This window comes from Streptomyces sp. NPDC050619 (genome assembly GCF_040654815.1).
Taxonomy (GTDB): domain Bacteria; phylum Actinomycetota; class Actinomycetes; order Streptomycetales; family Streptomycetaceae; genus Streptomyces.
Window position 1 is genome coordinate 418538 of record NZ_JBFAIR010000004.1, and the last position, 18735, is coordinate 437272.

General features: G+C 70.2%; 12 protein-coding genes. 6 read left to right on the forward strand and 6 right to left on the reverse strand.

Going from position 1 to position 18735, the window contains the following annotated elements; genetic code table 11:
* Positions 1 to 111: 111 nt before the first annotated feature.
* Complete coding sequence (locus tag AB0I77_RS10335; RefSeq protein WP_363281969.1) at positions 112 to 1944, reverse strand: phosphoenolpyruvate carboxykinase (GTP); 1833 nt, start codon at positions 1942 to 1944, stop codon at positions 112 to 114.
* A gap of 322 nt (positions 1945 to 2266) precedes the next feature.
* Between AB0I77_RS10335 and AB0I77_RS10340 the strand changes: the two genes are divergently transcribed.
* The 5 genes from AB0I77_RS10340 to AB0I77_RS10360 all read left to right on the forward strand — a co-directional run bounded on the left by AB0I77_RS10340 (position 2267) and on the right by AB0I77_RS10360 (position 6427).
* Positions 2267 to 2971: a hemolysin III family protein gene (locus AB0I77_RS10340; RefSeq protein ID WP_363281970.1), complete on the forward strand. Its 705-nt coding sequence runs from the start codon at positions 2267 to 2269 to the stop codon at positions 2969 to 2971.
* Between the two features lie 115 nt (positions 2972 to 3086).
* Positions 3087 to 4655 (forward strand): DHA2 family efflux MFS transporter permease subunit, encoded by a 1569-nt coding sequence (locus AB0I77_RS10345; RefSeq protein ID WP_363281971.1) that lies wholly within the window; start codon positions 3087 to 3089, stop codon positions 4653 to 4655.
* A 5-nt stretch (positions 4656 to 4660) separates the two neighbouring features.
* On the forward strand, positions 4661 to 5275 hold the full coding sequence (locus AB0I77_RS10350; protein ID WP_363281972.1) for a TetR family transcriptional regulator: 615 nt from the start codon (positions 4661 to 4663) through the stop codon (positions 5273 to 5275).
* A gap of 18 nt (positions 5276 to 5293) precedes the next feature.
* Positions 5294 to 5548: a type II toxin-antitoxin system Phd/YefM family antitoxin gene (locus AB0I77_RS10355; RefSeq protein WP_363282082.1), complete on the forward strand. Its 255-nt coding sequence runs from the start codon at positions 5294 to 5296 to the stop codon at positions 5546 to 5548.
* 147 nt (positions 5549 to 5695) lie between these two features.
* A complete protein-coding gene (locus AB0I77_RS10360) occupies positions 5696 to 6427 on the forward strand; it encodes a Mut7-C RNAse domain-containing protein (protein ID WP_363281973.1) in 732 nt (243 codons plus the stop codon).
* A 23-nt stretch (positions 6428 to 6450) separates the two neighbouring features.
* Here AB0I77_RS10360 and AB0I77_RS10365 read toward each other — a convergent pair whose 3' ends face one another.
* From AB0I77_RS10365 to AB0I77_RS10385, 5 genes are all read right to left on the reverse strand, one after another.
* Positions 6451 to 8880 carry a galactose oxidase early set domain-containing protein gene (locus AB0I77_RS10365; protein ID WP_363281974.1) on the reverse strand — a complete coding sequence of 810 codons (2430 nt, stop codon included), beginning with the start codon at positions 8878 to 8880 and terminating at the stop codon, positions 6451 to 6453.
* Entirely contained in the window at positions 8877 to 10115 is a 1239-nt protein-coding gene (locus AB0I77_RS10370; RefSeq protein ID WP_363281975.1) for a glycosyltransferase family 2 protein, read from the reverse strand. The genes AB0I77_RS10365 and AB0I77_RS10370 overlap by 4 nt, the downstream gene beginning before the upstream one ends.
* A complete protein-coding gene (locus tag AB0I77_RS10375) occupies positions 10112 to 11770 on the reverse strand; it encodes a phospholipid carrier-dependent glycosyltransferase (protein ID WP_363281976.1) in 1659 nt (552 codons plus the stop codon). Before AB0I77_RS10375 ends, AB0I77_RS10370 begins: the two co-directional genes overlap by 4 nt.
* On the reverse strand, positions 11767 to 13035 hold the full coding sequence (locus AB0I77_RS10380; protein WP_363281977.1) for a glycosyltransferase: 1269 nt from the start codon (positions 13033 to 13035) through the stop codon (positions 11767 to 11769). Before AB0I77_RS10380 ends, AB0I77_RS10375 begins: the two co-directional genes overlap by 4 nt.
* 238 nt (positions 13036 to 13273) lie before the next feature.
* Complete coding sequence (locus AB0I77_RS10385; protein WP_363281978.1) at positions 13274 to 15307, reverse strand: thioredoxin domain-containing protein; 2034 nt, start codon at positions 15305 to 15307, stop codon at positions 13274 to 13276.
* A 213-nt stretch (positions 15308 to 15520) separates the two neighbouring features.
* Between AB0I77_RS10385 and AB0I77_RS10390 the strand changes: the two genes are divergently transcribed.
* The gene (locus AB0I77_RS10390; protein ID WP_363282083.1) at positions 15521 to 18733 is read left to right on the forward strand and encodes a tetratricopeptide repeat protein; all 3213 of its coding nucleotides are present in this window, start codon (positions 15521 to 15523) and stop codon (positions 18731 to 18733) included.
* Positions 18734 to 18735: the final 2 nt, after the last annotated feature.

The following is an 18735-nucleotide window of genomic DNA, read 5'->3' on the forward strand; positions in this document are numbered from 1 at the left end:
GTTGCACTCACTGGACGCAGGAATCCATCCGAGCGGGTGAGCACGGGCAGTACAGGCGAGGGCCCCGCACGCCGATGTGCGGGGCCCTCGCCTGTACGACGGTGCCGTCCGTCAGCCCAGTCGCTCCACCAGCGCCTGGTACTGGTCCCACAGCTCCTTGGGCGTGTGCTCGCCGAAGGTGTTGAGGTGGTCGGGGACCAGGGCGGCCTCCTCGCGCCAGACCTCCTTGTCGACCGTGAGGAGGAAGTCCAGGTCGCTGTCGGCCAGTTCGAGGCCGTTCGTGTCGAGGGCCTCCTTGGTCGGCAGGATGCCGATCGGGGTCTCGACGCCCTCGGCCTTGCCCTCCAGGCGCTCCACGATCCACTTCAGGACGCGGCTGTTCTCGCCGAAGCCGGGCCAGACGAACTTGCCCGCGTCGTTCTTGCGGAACCAGTTGACGTAGTAGATCTTCGGGAGCTTCGCCGGGTCCTTGTCCTTGGCGACGTCGACCCAGTGACCCATGTAGTCGCCCATGTTGTAGCCGCAGAACGGCAGCATGGCGAAGGGGTCGCGGCGCAGCTCGCCGACCTTGCCCTCGGCGGCGGCGGTCTTCTCGCTCGCCACGTTGGCGCCGAGGAAGACGCCGTGGTTCCAGTCGAAGGACTCCGTCACCAGCGGTACGGCGCTGGCGCGGCGCCCGCCGAAGAGGATCGCCGAGATCGGCACGCCCCTGGGGTCCTCCCACTCGGGCGCGATGATCGGGCACTGGGAGGCCGGGACGGTGAAGCGGGCGTTGGGGTGGGCGGCCGGGGTCTCGGAGTCCGGCGTCCAGACCTTGCCCTTCCAGTCCGTCAGGTGGGCCGGAGTCTCCTCCGTCATGCCCTCCCACCAGATGTCGTTGTCGTCGGTCAGCGCAACGTTGGTGAAGACCGAGTTGCCCCACAGCGTCTTCATCGCGTTGGCGTTGGTGTGCTCACCGGTGCCGGGCGCGACACCGAAGAAGCCGGCCTCGGGGTTGATGGCGTACAGACGGCCGTCCTCGCCGAAGCGCATCCAGGCGATGTCGTCGCCGATCGTCTCGACCGTCCAGCCGGAGACGGTGGGCTCCAGCATGGCGAGGTTGGTCTTCCCGCAGGCGCTCGGGAAGGCGGCGGCGACGTACTTCGACTGACCCTGCGGCGGGGTGAGCTTCAGGATCAGCATGTGCTCGGCCAGCCAGCCCTCGTCGCGGGCCATGACGGAGGCGATACGCAGGGCGTAGCACTTCTTGCCGAGCAGGGCGTTGCCGCCGTAGCCGGAGCCGTAGGACCAGATCTCTCGGGTCTCGGGGAAGTGGGAGATGTATTTGGTGGAGTTGCAGGGCCAGGGGACGTCTTCCTGACCCTGCTCCAGCGGGGCTCCGAGCGTGTGCACGGCACGCACGAAGAAGCCGTCGGAGCCCAGCTCGTCCAACACCGGCCGGCCCATGCGGGTCATGGTGCGCATGGACACGGCGACGTATGCCGAGTCGGTGATCTCGACGCCGATCGCGGAGAGGTCCGAGCCCAGCGGGCCCATGCAGAACGGGACGACGTACATCGTCCGGCCGCGCATCGAGCCGCGGAAGACGCCGCCCTTGCCATCGGAGCCCTGGAAGATCTCCCGCATCTCCGCGGGCGCCTTCCAGTGGTTCGTAGGACCGGCGTCCTCCTCCTTCTCGGAGCAGATGAAGGTCCGGTCCTCGACGCGGGCGACGTCGGTCGGGTCGGAGGCGGCGTAGTACGAGTTGGGGCGCTTGATCGGGTCGAGTTTCTTGAAGGTGCCCTTCGCCACGAGCTCCTCGCACAGGCGCTCGTACTCGGCCTCGGATCCGTCACACCAGACCACACTGTCCGGCTGCGTCAGTTCGGCGATCTCGTTGACCCACGAGATCAGTTCCTGATGGTGGGTGGGAACGACGGGGGGAGCCGCGATATCGCGCGCCACGATTGCTCCTAGGTGAGGGATTTTTGTTTGGAGGCCCCGTGGGGGCTGCGACCCGGATGCTTCACTGCGAGATCTTGGCGCTCATCCGGTGCCGACCGCACTCATTTGATCATCCGACGAGTGCGCCCATCTGTCCATAGGGCCATACAGATGAGCGAAGTGAGGATCGCCACGTGTAGAAATGCCACTTTGCGTCTACGTGGGATTCAGCCGAAGGTCCCTTTGAGCGACCCCGCGCCGCCGTGAGACGATGGCCACTTCTTGTCCAGTCAACGGGTCACACTGACCCGTAACTTACGGTTCCGTAGGTACGATGCGCCGCATGACTGCGTCCGTCCCCGACGCGCCCACGGACACGCCGGCCGCCGGCCAGGGCCCCGTGGCGCTCTCCCTGCCGCATCCGGCCAAACCCAAGCTCCGCGGCTGGCTGCACCTCGGCATGTTTCCGGCCGTACTCGTCGCGGGCCTGGTGCTCACCGCACTCGCCGACTCCCCCAGAGCCCGGCTCGCCTGCGCGATCTACGTCCTGACGGCCTGCCTGCTGTTCGGCGTGAGCGCGCTGTACCACCGGGGCGACTGGAGCCCACGCATGGACGGCGTCCTGCGCCGACTGGATCACGCCAATATCTTCCTGATCATCGCCGGCACCTACACCCCGCTGACGATGCTGCTCCTGCCCGACGCCAAGGGGCAGTGGCTGCTGTGGGGCATCTGGGGCGCGGCCGCCGCCGGGATCATCTTCCGGGTGTTCTGGGTCGGCGCCCCGCGCTGGCTGTACACGCCGTGCTACATCGCGATGGGCTGGGCGGCCGTCTTCTTCCTGCCCGACTTCATGCAAAAGGGCGGCATCGCCGTCCTCGTCCTGGTGATCACGGGCGGTCTCCTCTACAGCGCGGGCGGAGTGATCTACGGCCTCAAGCGGCCGAACCCGTCACCGCGCTGGTTCGGCTTCCACGAGGTGTTCCACTCCTTCACCCTGGCGGCCTTCATCGCGCACTACGTCTGCATCTCGCTGGTGGCGTACTAGCGCGCGGATCGCCCCTCCGGGAGATGGCCACGGCTTTCAAGCCGTGGCCATTTTTTGCGTGCCGACAGACGCCACTGATTGACCGTCTCCACCTTTTGAGAGTTACTCTCATTTCATGGCTACTGTCACTCAACCTGACCCCCGGCGCTGGTGGGCCCTCGCCGCCCTGGTCGCGAGCATGCTGACGCTCGGCTTCGACACGACGATCCTCAACGTGGCGCTGCCGACGATGGCCGGCGACCTCGGCGCCACAACGGGCGAACAGCAGTGGATGGCGGACGCGTACGTCGTCGTCTTCGCGGCGCTGATGCTCCCGGCGGGCCTGCTCGGCGACCGGTTCGGCAGGCGGCTGATGCTGATCGCCGGGCTCGGGATCTTCCTGGCCGGTTCGGTCGTCGGAGCGCTGGCCGGGGACGTGAACGCGGTGATCGCCGCGCGTGCGGTGATGGGCATCGGGGCCGCGCTGGTCACCCCGCTCGCGCTCTCCGTCCTGCCCACGCTGTTCGCGCCCGACGAGCGCCCCAAGGCGGTCGGCATCATCTCCGCGGCCTCGGCGCTCGGCATGCCGCTCGGCCCGATCATCGGCGGCTGGCTGCTCACCCACTTCTGGTGGGGCTCGGTCTTCCTGGTCAACGTCCCGATGGCCGCGATCGGCATCGCCGCCTGCGTGTTCCTGCTCCCAGAGACCCGCGACCCCTCCTCCCCCAAGGTCGACACCCTCTCCACCGCGCTCACCGCGACCGGGCTCGGCGCCCTCGTCTACGCGATCATCGAGGCGCCCACCCGCGGCTGGGGCGACCCGCTGGTGCTGGGCACGCTGGCCGCGGCCGTGCTGCTGATCGGCGGGCTGGTGCTGCGCGAGCGCCGGGTCGAACGCCCCATGCTCGACATGACGCTGCTCGCCCACCGCGGCTTCCTGTTCAACACGATCGCCGCGACCCTGGTGATGTTCGTCCTGTCCGGCCTGCTCTTCGTGCTGCCGCCGTACCTCCAGGCCGTCCTCGGCCACGACGCCCTCGGCACCGGGGTGCGGCTGCTGCCGATGATGGGCGGTCTGCTGGTCGCCTCGCGCATCGCCCCGCCGGTCGTCGCCCGGTTCGGAGCCCGGGCGACGGTGAGCGGGGGCCTGGTGGTGCTGGCCTTCGCCGCGCTCCTCGGCAGCCGTACGACGATCGACTCCGGCTACGGCTTCACCGCGCTGTGGCTCTCGATCACCGGCCTCGGCTTCGGCCTCGCGCTCATCCCCGCGATGAACTCCGCCCTGGGTACCCTGCCCCGCGACAGCGCGGGCAGCGGCTCCGGGCTCCTGATGACCCTGCGCCAGGTCGGCGGCGCGATCGGCATCGCCCTGCTCGGCAGCCTGCTGGCCGGCACGTTCCGCGACCGGCTCGATGTGACCGGGCTGCCCGCGCGGGCGGCGGACACCGCGGGGGACTCCGTCGTCGCGGCGCACCTGATCGCCGAGAAGGCCGGCTCGGCCGACCTGGCTGCCTCGGCGAACAGCGCGTACGTCCACGGCATGGGCATCGTCCTGCTGGTGTGCGGCATCGGGGCCCTCGTCTCCGCGCTGCTGGCCGCCGCCTTCCTGCCGGGCACGCCGGCCGTACCGAAGGACGTACCGGAGGCCGAGGCTCCGGAAGACCCCCCGGGCATGGTCGCGCCGCAGGCCGATGCCCGACAATGATCCCCATGACACCCGCACGCACCTCTCCCCCTGACGGTCCCCAGCTGGGACTTCGTGAGCGGAAGAAGATCAAGACCCGGACGGCGATCCGCGACGCGACGTACGCGCTGATCGAGGAGCAGGGTTACGACGCCACCACCATCGAGCAGATCGCCGAGCGTGCCGAGGTGTCGCCGTCCACGGTCTTCCGCTACTTCCCGACGAAGGAGGACATCGTCCTCACGGACGAGTACGACGCGCTCCTGCTGGAGGAACTGCGCGTCAGGCCGGCGGACGAGCCGTGGATGGACTCCCTGCGGTACGTGATGCGCCGGGCCATCGGCCTCTCGACCGAGGAGCCCGAGGTCAGCCGGTTGCGGTCGCGGCTGCTGGTCGAGGTCCCCGCGGTGCGCTCCCGCATGATGCAGAGCATGTCGGTCACCGGCAAGCTGCTCGCCACGGCTGTCGCGGCGCGTACCGGCCGGGAGGCGGACAGCCTGGAGGTGCGGGTCTACACGATGTCCCTCGTCGGCGGACTCTCGGAGATCTCCCAGTACTGGGCGGAGAACGACTTCCAGGACGACCTGGGCGACCTCCTCGACCGCGCCTTGGACGTCTTCGAGCGGGGGTTGGCGCCTTGAGGGGTCGCTGGGCCCGAGCTGACGTCCGCAAGGCATTTGGCCGACGTCATGGACCGCGCTCACCGAGGCGAGATCCTCACGATCCTCACTCGGCGCGGCAAGCAGGAGGCTGTAGTGACTGACATCGACGCATACCAGCGCCTGCGTGAGGTGGCGGAACATGCCGAGGATGCCTGGCTCAACCGGCTGGCCGACGAGGCGGAGTCCGAGGGCCTCGAAGGGGCCGTCTCGCTCGAAGAGATGGCTGCCTCACTCCGCGCCCACCACGCCTGATCGCCATGGCGTACGTTCCAGAAGGCCCTGGACGCGAACGACACCTCGGTCCTCGACATCAAGGCCCTGTGTACCGCGACCTGTGAGCACCGCCTGGCCCCGCAAATCCGCTGAAGCCGGCGACCAAGCCCATGACATCCTGACCCGGTGAGCGCAGCACCCGAGATCCACGTGGAGTTCGCCCCCGAGCTGACCCTGTTCGTTCCGCAGGGACGGCGGGTCGGCGCCACCCCGGTCGTCACCGACGGTGTCTCGACTCTCGGGCATGTCGTCGAGTCCCTCGGCGTCCCGCTGACCGAGGTCGGTTCCCTCCTCGTGGACGGCCGCGAGGTACCCGTCTCGCACGTCCCGGCGGCGGGCGAGTCGGTGAGCGTACGGACCGTCGAACGGCCCCAGCAGGTCCCCGGCGCTCCGCTCCGCTTCCTCCTCGACGTCCACCTCGGCACGCTCGCCCGCCGGCTGCGGCTGCTCGGCGTGGACACGGCGTACGAGTCGACGGACATCGGCGACCCGGCCCTCGCCGCCCGCTCGGCGGCCGAGCGGCGGGTCATGCTCAGCCGGGACCGGGGCCTGCTGCGCCGCCGCGAGCTGTGGGCGGGAGGGTTCATCTACAGCACCCGCCCCGAGGAGCAACTCCGGGACGTCCTGGACCGGTTCCGGCCCGAGCTGCGGCCGTGGACCCGGTGCACCGCCTGCAACGGCCTGCTCAAGGAGGCCACCAAGGAGGAGGTCGCGGACCAGTTGCGGGGCGGGACGCAGCGGACGTACGACGTCTTCGCGCAGTGCCAGGAGTGCGGGCGGGCGTACTGGAAGGGCGCGCACCACGAGCAGCTGGTGGCCATCGTGGAGCGCGCCCTCGCCGAGTTCTCCGGAAGCTGACGCTTCCTCAGGTCTCCCTCAGGTCACCTCCTGAAATCACCCTTTCCGCAGGCGATCCCGTCCTTGTTGCGGTCGAGCCCCAGCGGGTCGTCAGTGCCGTTGACCTTCAGGCGGCCGTAGTCGTTCGCCTTCAGCCAGGCGCACCGCGCGGCCGTCGTCTTCTTCACCTCGTCCGGGAAGGTGGTCGGCACACAGACGTTGATCGAGCCGTAGTGCCGGTCGCAGCCGGAGATGGTGGGGCTGACCTTCTGCGAGGTCTTCTTCTTGCCGGGCTTGGTGACGGTGCCCTCGAGCGAGTCGGCGAAGGAGTGCACGTGCGCCGAGGCGTCCGTCGCGCTGAGCGCGCCAGGGCCCTGGAGGTGCACCCACTTGGCCACCGACGGCACGCCATTGGCGTCGACCGCGAAGAGCATGTACCAGCCGGGCGGGGCCAGGTTGGGGTTGCTCGTCACGTTCAGGTCGACGTTGTTGCCGTCCACCGCCAGCGGCAGGTCCACGAACCGCTGGTTCGGGTCGGAGGAGTGGGTGACGGCGGCCGGGCGGATCAGCTCGGCCTTGGCGATGGGCCGGTCGACGGTGATGCGCTGGGTGTCGCCGTAGTTCCACTCGGTGTCGATCACCGAGGTGATCGCCGGCCGGGTGCCCTTGAGCAGGTAGGGCGGGGTGTAGATCGACACGTTGTGGTTCCAGGTGCCGTTGCCCGGGTTGTCGCCGGTCGACATCACCCGGCCGTCGGGCAGCAGGAACGACGACGAGTGGTAGCCGCGCGCCTGCGGGTCGGCGGCCACCGGGTCGTAGGTGTTCGTCGTCGGGTCGTAGATCGACGACTCGAAGACGGGGTTGGCCCGGTTGTGCAGCGCGCCGCCGGTCTCCAGGACCTTGCCGTCGGGCAGGAGTACGGCGGAGACGTACATCTTGCCCTGGTTGCCGGTCTGCGGGACCGGGCCGTTGCCGAGGTCCACCGTGCCCTGCGGGATCGGCGGCCCGGCGACATAGGACGGGTTGGCGGACTTGAGGTCGATGACGTCGGTCAGCCGGTTGCCGTCCGGGTTGGAGTCGATGTTGCCGCCGCCGAGGGTGAGGACCTTCTGGTCCTGCGCCGGGGGCAGCAGCACGCTGGCCGACTGGTCGCGCTCGTCCTTGTTCTGAAGTCCGGGGACGGCGGTGATCGTGTTGGCGTCGTAGTCGTAGATCGCGGCTCCCGTGCCCGGGATGTTGTTGCCGAAGGTGTGGCTGCCCGAGTAGAAGAGGCGGCCGTCCTGCATGAGGATCATCGACGGGTACAGGCCCCAGTACGACCAGGTCTGGTTGACCTTCCACGTCGGCAGCCACTGCTGCTCGGCGTCCGACCACAGCTCGGCGGTCACCGAGCCGGTCGAGTCCTCTTTCAGCCCGCCGAAGGAGATGACGTCACCGTTGCCGAGGGCGGTGGCCGACGGGTACCAGTGGCCGTCGTTCATGTCGTTGGTCTTGCTGTACGTCTCGGTGACCGGGTCGAAGATGTACGAGTCCTTGTAGCCCTCGTAGCCATGCCCGCCCGGCACCGGGTACGCCTTGTTGCCGCTCATCACCAGCACGCGCCCGTCCTGGAGCTGGACGTGGCCGGCGCAGAACATGTCCTTCGGGGTCGGGATGACCTTGTAGGTGCCGGTGGCCGGGTTGTACACGGCGGAGGTGAAGGTCCCCGCGTTGAACTGCTCCTCGCTGTTGCCGGAGCCCGCGATCAGCAGCACCTTGCCGTTGTTGAGGACGACGGAGTGCATGGAGCGGACCGGGTTCTTCGTGGCCAGCACGTCCCATCGGCCGTTGGCGCACTCCGCGGCGGTGCCCGTGCACACCGGGTCGGGGACCGGGTCGGCGACCTGGTCCATGGTGTAGTCGTCGGTGGTGGCCGAGCCCGTGCCGTAGACGGAGACGCCCCAGGTGATGCGGTCGGTGCCGGCCGGAACCTCCGGTGTGCGGACGTTCGCCTGCGTCCAGGCCGCGGACATCTCCAGCGTCTTGAGGTCGGTCCAGTACTGCCAGCCCGCCGTGGCGTCGTGCCGGAACAGTGTGAGGGACGCGTCCGGGGTGGTCGTCTTGTACCAGAGCCCGAGGTCGTACTGTTTGCCCGCCGTCACGACCGGCGCGCACTCCGTCGACTCGGTGATCAGTGCCTTGCGGTCGCCGGAGACCCGGCGGGTCAGCTCGACCTTCATGGCCTTGGAGCCCGAGTGGGCGTCGGATGTGGTGGTGAAGCTGAAGTCGTTGTCGCCCCAGCCGGACTTCTCCCAGCAGTAGGGCATGTCGGCGCCCGCGGGACCCGCGGTCTCGAAACCGGGGTTCTTGACGAGGTTGGCGGCGGAGGCGGATTGAGGTGAGCTCAGCAGCAGACCCCCGGTAAGGGCCGCCACCGCCACCAGCGCGGATCTCCTACGGCGTCTCTTCACACGACTTTTCACACGACTTTTCATACGGCTCTCCCAGCTGTACGGCTCCCGCGCAGCCCCCTGCGCGGCAGATAGACCAGCGCTTCGGTCCCGGCGAAGCGCAGGAGGAACGTCGTCACCAGCGCGAGTGCGGTGGCGGACAGCACGCCCATCTCGAATCGGTGGACGAACAACGCGATCAACGGGATGCGCAGCACCAGATCGGCGTTGGCGAGCAACGCGAACCGGCCGGCGCGGTCCCACCACTGCCGGTGCCGGCGCCGGTCCCGGAAGAGCAGATGCTCGATGAGGAAGAAGTTCCAGGCCACGCCCAGCTGGTTGGCGAGGATCTCGGCCGGTACGTAGTGCATGCCGCCGGCGGTGAGCGCCCACAGGCCGAGCAGGTTCGGCAGGAATCCCGTCGCGCCGATCAGGCCGAAGCCGATCATGCGCGCGATCGGCGAGGCGCTGCGCAGGCCGACCAGGTGGCGCAGGAAACGAAGCCCCTCCTGGGCGCTGGACTTGGACTCGCCCGCGAACCGGTCCTGGAAGACGAACGGCACTTCGGTGACGCCGCGCGGGCGGCTGCGCACGGCGAGTTCGAGGAGGATCTTGTAGCCGAGGGGCTGCAACACCTCCGCGGTGACCGCGCTGCGGCGGATCGCGAAGAAGCCGCTCATCGGGTCGCTGATGCCGCGCAGCTTGCGCGGGAAGAGGGACTTGGTCAGCCAGGTCGCGGCGCGCGAGACGGCGACGCGGTAGCTGCCCGCGAGTCCGGCGCGGCTGCCGCCCTTGATGTACCGGGAGGCGACGACGAGACCGGCGTTCGCCCGCTCCCCCGTGGCGACCAGCTCCGGTACCAGGGACGGCGGGTGCTGGCAGTCGCCGTCCATGACGACGATCCAGTCGGAGGAGGCCGCCTTCATGCCCTCGACGACCGCGCCGCCGAGCCCGCCGACCGGCTCGTCCCGGTGCAGGACGGTGACCGGGAAGGGGCAGTCCTTCGCCGCTTCGTGGATGACCTCGGGGGTGTCGTCGGTGGAGTCGTCCACGAAGACGACCTCGCAGGGCAGCCGCGTGGGCACCGACTCGGTGATCAGGTGCAGCAGTTCGCGGATGTTCGCGGACTCGTTGAACGTCGGTACGACGATGGTGACGGCACCCGGCTCGGGCACCTCCGCCGCGCGTACGGCCGGATCGTCGAGCTTGCGGAGTTCTCCGAGTCCCCCGAGTTTTCCGAGATCTCCGAGTCCTCCGGGGACAATGGATTCCTGGCTCATCGGACGCCTCCCGCGGCAGTGCCGGTGGTCTGGATCTGCCGGATCTCGATCCGGTCCTCCCCGGTGCCGAAGACGGCGACCGGTTTCGAGTGCTGGATGGCCGCCTTGACGTTGGGCAGGTCGGCCGCGTCGCGCCGTACCGTCGGCGAGGCGACGACGTAGTCGATGTCCTTCCAGCCGTGCGGCATCGTCTTCGTCACCGCCGGGTCGAGGTCGGCCTTGTAGAACCAGATGACGCCGAGACCCGGCCGGTACCCGGCGTGCACCAGGTCCAGCCACATCGCGTCGTCGACGAGGACCCGGGTGTCCTTCGGGTTCGCCACCTCGCTGCTCAGCCACTTCGAGGCCGCCCGGTAGGGGGCGTTGGCGTCGACGGTGACGGCGGTGTGGGCGCCGTCGTACCAGCGCGGTACGACGTAGGCGCCGGCGGAGACGGCGAGGACGGCGGCGAGCGCGTACCGTCCGCCCGTCCTCCACTGCCGCTCATCGGGCCGCCGCCGCCTGCGCAGCACCGCGTGGGCGACGGAGGCGGTGCCTCCGGCGAGGACGAGGGCGAGGAAGGGCAGCGCCTGGATGACGTACATCGCGGGCAGGTAGCCGTTGGGGCGCAGGGCCAGCGCGGCGAGGATCGCGACCGTCAGGGCCGGTCCGGCCAGCGCGCGGGCGGTGACCGACCAACGCCAGGTGACCAGCAGCAACAGCGCCCCGGCGAGGCCGCCGAGCGGCAGGACGCGGTCGTAGTAGAGCCACGACTGCAGGACGCCGTAGGAGCCGGAGCCCTGGTCGAGGATGAAGCCCGAACCGGGCCTGGTCATCTGGTACTTGACGCCGTCCCAGAGGGAGACGTGGCCGCCGCCGGACAGCAGCTCGCCCTTGAGGAGGGCGAAGAGCGGGTACGCGAGGCCGATCAGCGCGCAGGCCGTGATGGCGCCGGTGACCGCGAACTTGCGGGTGTCGCGGTGACTGTGGCGCCACATCGTCACCAGCAGGGCGGGCAGGATGACGAGCATCGTCTCCTTGGTGAGGACCGCCGTGGCGGCGGCGATGCCCGCGCCGAAGTGGTGCCAGAGGTGGCGGCTGGGCGAGGCGGCGAGGGTGAACGCCACCAGCGTCCACATCACCGCGAGGTTGTCGAGGAAGATCTCGCGCTGGAGGACGACGGAGAGCGGCGAGAGCCCGAAGAACACCATGCCGAGCCCGGCGGCCCAGCGCGGCAGCGACAGGCGACGGCCGAGGACGTAGACGAGGATCGCGCTGATGCCGCTGACCAGCAGCATCGTCGCCCGCATCGAGCCGACGGTCATCGAGTCGGGGCTGAGCAGGGAGGGTATCCAGGTCAGCGCGGCTATCTGGATCCAGCCGAACGGCGGGTGGTCGTACCAGTAGGTGTAGTGGGCCAGGCCCTTGCCCTCCTGGACCGCCCAGGCCTGGGCGAGGTAGGTGCCCTCGTCGTCGCTGAGTGTCGGGTAGTCGGCGATGTTCCAGCCCTGTACGACCAGGATCGCGACGAGGAGCGCGCCGCACAGCAGGAGGTCGGACCGGGAGGAACGCAGTCGGCTCGGCGGCGTTGTTCGACCGGCCGAACCGGTTTCAGGCGCAGGCTGCCGCTGCGCGGGGACCTTGGAAGTGGTCACCGCGGAAAGGGTGGAGGTCACGCAGGGACGTCCTCTCGGGTCACTTCGGACGATGTGAGATGCGCGCCGACATGAGTGGTCAACTCCCAGTCGTTGCGGCCGCGTTGCTCACGCCACACGGCGCGAACGGCGGCCCCGGCGAGGAGGACCTGGTAGAAGGGGCCGCCCACGACGAGCTTGAGGTAGTGGACGAAGCGGACGCGAAGCCCGTACTGCTTGCCGAAGTCGTGCAGTCCGACGAGCTCGAAGACGAAGGTCACCATGGCGGTGACGAGCGGCAGGAAGGTGATGAAGGCGATGCCCACGGGCACGTCGAGGAAGAGCGCGATCGCCACGTTGAGCGGGATGATGACGCCGGTGAAGGCCTGCATGAACGGCGTCATCAGGGTGTAGCGGGCGAGCAACCGCTGCCCGAAGCCCGGGAGTTGCTTCCAGTCCTTCTTCCGGTACACCTGGAGGAAGCCCTGGTTCCAGCGGGTGCGCTGCTTCAGCAGCGACATCAGCGAGCCCGGGGTCTCCTCCTTGGTCACCATGTCGGAGTCGTAGGCGACGACGACCTTCTTGCCGACGCTGGACAGCCGCACGCCCAGGTCGCAGTCCTCGGCGAGGCAGTCGGGATCCCAGCCGTCGGCCTCCCGCAGCACGTCGGTGCGGACGAAGACGGTGTTGCCGCCGAGCGGGATGAAGCCCTTCTGCGCGTGCAGGTGCAGCCGGGAGCGGAACCAGAAGAAGTACTCCAGGCAGTTGCGCAGGCTGTACCAGCTGGAGTGGAAGTTGATCAGCTGGACACCGCCCTGCACGACATCCGCCCCGGTCGTCCGGAACGCGTGGTCGACGTGCGCGAGCAGCTCCGGATGGACCTGGTCCTCGGCGTCGAAGACTCCGACCACGTCACCACGGCAGTACGGCAGCGCGGTGTTCATGGCCTTCGGCTTGTTCTTCTTCTCGTGGGTGTCGACGACGACACGGACGCGCGGATCGCGATCGGCCGCGTTCGTGGCGACCGCCGTGGTCTCCGGGTCGTCGTGCCCGACGATCACGATGATCTCGAAGTGGGTGTGGCTCGATTCCAGCAGCCGCTGGATGGTGTGATCGAGAACGGCTTGTTCGTGCCTAGCCGGAAGCAGCAGCGAGAACGACAGGCTCTCCCCGCCGTCCGGTCGGTGGAAGCGGGTGGAAGCGAGCACCTCTGGCGTACGCCAGGCGTGCATTTGCCACCACAACGTGAAGGCCGCCATCCAGAACAAGGCCAGTGAAACGGCAGCGATGAAGACAGACGTCAGCAACAGATCCCCCCAGGATCCCCGAAAAACCCCCTGGCGCGACGGAATGCCCCCTCCGTCGCGTCACTGTGCAGAGATTAGGGGGGAACTGTGAAGTGCGGGAGGTGTTCTGATAAATAACATGTTTCCGAACGGTAGGACGACTAACGGGAAGTATCCGAACACCTACCCCATTTTTGCAGCCTGAGCGAAGCCCTCCGCTCCGGATAAGGGCCGCTCAGCGCCCTGTTGTCGACTGTCGTCAGCCGCCAAGTTGCGAGCGCAACCGGTCGGAATCGGTCGTCGGGGCGTCACAGGTGAAATTACGGCAGACGTACGCCGTGGGCTCACCGTTGCTCAGCGGCCGGTCGGCGAGGAGCGGAAACTCGTCACTCCCCGGCGTCCCCATGGCGACCACCGCGCCCGGTGCCGTGCCCAGAAGCGCCGTACGGTGCAGCGCCCTGGTGCCCGGGTCGTCCGGCGCGGGTCCCACGACCGCGACCTCGCGCGGCCCGTCCAGCAGCGCCTCCCCGACGGCGAGCCCCCAGCCGATGAAGCGGGGGACGCGCGGGCCGAGGGCCTTGACCACGCCGAGCGCCTTTTCGGCGGCGGTGCGATGCGGCTCGGCGCCGGTCTGCGCCGCGTAGCTCAGCAGGGCGCCCGCGGCGGCGGACCAGCCGGACGGGGTGGCGTTGTCGGTGGGGTCCTGCGGGCGGCGGATCAGCTTCTCGGCGTCGGCGGCCGTGTCGTACAGGGCGCCTGACTCCTCGTCGGCGAACTGCACGAGCACGTGGTCGAGCAGGAACCCGGCGAATTCCAGCCAGACTCCCTCGCCGGTCACCGAGGCGAGCGCGAGGAAGCCCTCCGCCACATCGGCGTAGTCCTCCAGCACGCCCGCGTTGGCACCGGCGTGATCGTCCTTGCTCGTGCGAGCGAGGCGGGCATGGTCGTCCAGGTGCAGCCGGACGAGGAGGTCGGCGGCGCCGAGCGCGGCCTCGACCAGGTCGGGGCGGTCGAAGCAGGCGCCGGTCTCGGCGAGCGCGGCGATGGCGAGGCCGTTCCAGGCGGCGACGACCTTGTCGTCACGGCCGGGGGCGGGGCGTTCGGCGCGTGCCTCGAGGAGACGGCTCTTGACCGACGCGATCCGGTCGGCGTCGAAGACCACGTCCCGCTGCGGCAGTTGGAGGACCGAGGCACCCTCCTCGAAGGTGCCCTCCTCGGTGACGCCGAAGTAGTGGGCGGCGAGCTCGGCGTCGTCGCTTCCGAGGACCTCCGCGAGCTGCCGCGGCGTCCACACGTAGTAGGCGCCCTCGACGTGCCTACCCGTCCCGTCGTCGCTGTCGGCGTCGAGCGCGGAGGCGAACCCGCCCTCGCTCGTGCGCAGTTCGCGCACCATGAAGTCGGCGGTCTCCAGGGCGACCCGGCGGGCGAGTTCCGAGCCGGTGGCCCGCCACAGGTGGGCGTAGACGCGGCACAGCAGCGCGTTGTCGTACAGCATCTTCTCGAAGTGCGGCACGATCCAGTCGCGGTCGACGGAGTAGCGGGCGAAGCCGCCGCCGAGCTGGTCGTAGATGCCCCCGCGGGCCATGCGCTCGCAGGTGTCCTGAGCCATCTGGAGGGCGCCCTCGGCCCCGGTGCGGGCGTGGTGTCGCAGCAGGAACTCGATCACCATGGACGGCGGGAACTTGGGCGCCCCGCCGAATCCGCCGCGCTGCGCGTCGTACTCCCGGGTGAGCCCGAGCAGGGCCGCGGCGAGCTGCTCCTCGCCGGGGGCCCGGCTGTCGCCGTAGGAGATCTCGCGTCCCGCCAGATCCCGGACGATCTTCCCGGCGACCTCGGCGACCTCGTCCCGCCGGTCGGCCCAGGCGCTGTGCACCCCTTCCAGCACCTGCCGGAAGGAGGGCATGCCCTGCCGGGGCGCCGGCGGGAAGTAGGTCCCGAAGTAGAAGGGCTCGGCCTCCGGCGTGAGGAACACGGTCATCGGCCAGCCGCCCTGCCCGGTGGCCGCCTGCACGGCCTCCATGTAGACGGCGTCGACGTCGGGGCGCTCCTCGCGGTCGACCTTGACGCTGACGAAGTGCGCGTTGAGGTAGTCGGCCGTCTCCTGGTCCTCGAAGGATTCGTGGGCCATCACATGGCACCAGTGGCAGCTCGAATAGCCGACGCTGAGCAGCACGGGCACGTTCCGTTTGCCCGCCTCCTCGAAGGCCCCCTCCGACCAGGGCCACCAGTCGACGGGGTTGTCGGCGTGCTGAAGGAGGTACGGGGACGTCTCGTGCGCCAGTCGGTTCGGCATGGAGTCCATCCTGCCGCAGTACCCATCCCGTCAGGCCCCAGACGTGTCCCGGACGGTGACCTCGAGCTTTCCCGCGCCCCTCCTTCGCACCAATTCCCGCCCGCCGAAAGGCGATCGGAGCGCGCACGCCCCCTCGCCCCAATGCGCCGTCCGCAGCACACTTGACCAACGAACGATCGAGGAAGAGCCGAGGCGCCGGAGGGGGACATGACAATGCGGGACAGTCATCGCGCGGAGGCCGAGCGGTTGCTGGCGCGGGCCGTGGAGGAAGAGGTGCGGCGCTCGGGCGGGCGCACCGACGGGAACGTGCTGCTGTCGCGGGCGCGCGGGTCGCTGGACTCCATGGCGCAGACCGCCGCCGAGGAGTACGAGGCCTACACCCGCGCCCTGGACGAGGCGAAGGCCGGTCAGCTCACCTTCGGGCAGCGGTACGCGAAGGAGGGCGGCGGGACTCCGCTGCTGGTGGCGGCCGTGGCGGCGGTCGCCGCGGTCGTGGCCGACCTGGCCTTCGGCACCGACACGGGCACGGCGCTGGGAGCGGGCGTCTCGGTGGGCGTCGTGGCCGCCACGGCGACCGTCGTGAAGGTGGCCGGCTCCCATCTGCCCGCCGCGCATCACCGCGCGGGCGCGATCGGCCAGCCCGGCGGCCCCGAGCAGCTGCGGTTGCAGTGGCTGACGGCACTGGAGGTGCGCGGCATCCGGCCGTTCCTGGACCAGCAGCGGGTGCTGAGCGCCTCCACCGGGCCGAAGAAGACGGGGCCGCGGCTGAAGGGGGCGGACAAGAGCGCGGCGGCGCGCGGCCGGAGCGTGCTCGAGCAGTCCTTCGGTCAACTCCCCGAGCCGGTCGGGTCGTTCGCGGGCCGCCGGGAGGAGATGGCGCGGATCCGGCAGTGGGTGCAGGCGGCCCGTGCGAGCACCGAGACCCGGCCGACGGTCGTCGTCCTGCACGGGGCGCCCGGCAGCGGCCGTTCCACCCTCGCGGTGCGCGCCGCCCACGACCTCAAGGACTACTTCCGCGGGGCGTGCGTGGTCGACCTGCGCGGCGGCAGCGCTCAGGAGCAGCCGCTGTCCACCCGCGACGCGCTGATGCACCTGCTGAACCGGCTCGGCGCACCCCGCGAACAACTGCTCTTCCGTGAGCGTTCCTCCGCCGACCAGCAGGTCAAGCGGCTGAGCGAGCTGTACCACCAGCATCTGACCGGCCTGCCGGTCACCGTCGTCCTGGACGACGCCTCGGACCCCGAGCAGGTCCGCACGCTCCTGCCCGAGCGCTCCGACAGCCTGGTCCTGGTCACCGCGCGCGAGCCCATGGCCTTGCCCGCCGACCTGCCGGCCTGGGTGCACGAGCTGCCCGTCGAGACCCTGGACGCGGCCGGCGCGGAGGAGCTGCTGGGCGCGGCAGCGCAGGACAGCACCGGGCCCTACGACGCCGAATCCACCGACCGGATCGGCCAGTTGTGCGGCGGGCTGCCGCTGGCGCTGCGCATCGCGGGCTCGTCCCTGGGCCCGCGCTCACCCCGTCAGCTGGCCGCGGACCTGGGCGCGTACGGCCCGGTCGATCCTGCCGAGCGGGTCCTGTGGCTGCGCTACACCGACCAGTCGGAGACCGCGCGCCGGCTGCTGCGTCGCCTCGCGCTGGCCGGCCGCGCCTCGCTCGGCGCCGCGGCGGCGGCCGCCCTGCTGGCCACGGACGAGACGGAGGCGACCCGCCACCTGGTGGCCCTGGCCCGGGCGGGCCTCATCGACCACGTCCGCGGCAGCCGCTACCGCCTGCACGACGTGGTGCGTACGTTCGCCCAGGCCCGCCTCCTCGACGAGGAGGAACCCTCGGAGCGTACGGCGGCCCAGGAACGCCTGATCGTGAGCTACGCCGACCTGGCGGACTCGGTGCTACGCCTGGTCGACGGCAACATGTCGACCCGCTCGGACCGCTTCAGCCCGCACGGCTTTCACTCCCTGGACGACGCCCTGCGCTGGCTGGACGACGAGTCGAGCTTCATCACCTCGACGCTCCGGCACGCCGAGGGCGTGAACCAGGCGGCGGTACTGAACCTGCTCGGTGCCCTGTGCGACTACTGCCTGCTGCGCGGCGACCTCTACCGCCTGGGCGAGATCAGCGAGCTGGCCCAGGCGGTCGACCAGGGCCTCCTGCTCCGCTCGGTGCAGTGGCGTACCGGCATCGCGGCGCGGCAGCTGGGCGAGCTGGACAAGGCGCGCACCACCCTGACGTCGGTGGTGGACCTCTACATGGAGGCCCATCACGACGCGGGCGCGGCCCGGGCCCTGTGCTCCCTCGGCATCACCCTGCACCACCAGGGCAACCTCACCGAGGCGGAGGCCAGGCTGCGGGAGGCCCTGGCCCTCCAGGCGCCCGCCGAACTGGCCACGGACCGCGCCTGGACGATGCACGCGCTGGCGGCGGTGGAACGGGACCGGGCGAAGCTGGCGGACGCGATGGAGTTGCTGGCCCAGTCCCTGGTCCTGCACCGGGCCGGCGAATCCGTGCACGGCGAGGCCTGGGCCCACTTCCAGCTCGGCCAGCTGGGCCTGCGCATGGGCGACGTACCGCGCGCGGAGCAGGAGCTGCGCACCGCCCTCGACCTGTACGGCCGCACCCGCGACGCCCGCGGCGAGGCCTGGGCCCTGACCCAGCTGGCCCGGGCCCGCCTGGTCGCGGGCGACGCGTCGGTGGCGGTCGACGCCCTGCGCCAGGCCGCCGCCCGCCACCGCGACAACGAGGACGCGCGCGGTGAGGCGTGGACGGTGTACTACCTGGGCCAGGCCCTGGAGGAGAGCGGCGACCTGGACCGGGCGGTGCGGGAGCTGGAGCGGTCGAGGACGATGTTCTCGCGGATCCGTGACGTCTACGGCCTGGCCTGCGCCCGCCACCACTCGGCGCGGGTCACCCGCGACCAGCGGGCCGCGCAGACGGGTTCGCTGCGGAACTCCGGGTTCGCCCGGCAGCTCCTGGTGGACGCCCGCGCCGACTTCCAGCGCATCGGCGTGGCGCACGGGGAGGCGTGGACGTGCCTGGAGCTGGTGGTGGTCGACGCGGGCAACGCCCGCACGCCCCAGGCACTGGCGCTGTGCGACGAGGCGGTGGAGCTGTTCACCTCGTACGGCGACCGGCGGGGCGAGGACTGGGCGCGTTTCCTGCGCTGCACGCTGCTGCCGTACGCGGCTGCGGGCGGCGTCGAGGTCGGCACGGCGGTGGCGCAGGAGGAGCTGGCGCAGTTGGCGCGGGCAGGCCATCCGGCGCGCGACGAGAAGCTGGACGACTACGTGGAGGCGTATCAGCTGCTGCTGGAACGAGGGGTGAACCTCGAAGCGGGCTGGCAGGCCTGGCGCCTGGGCATGGTGCCGGGCAGGCATGCCCGGGAGGTCATGGGGGTGCCGGTCACCGCGGGCGACACCGTGACTCCATGACA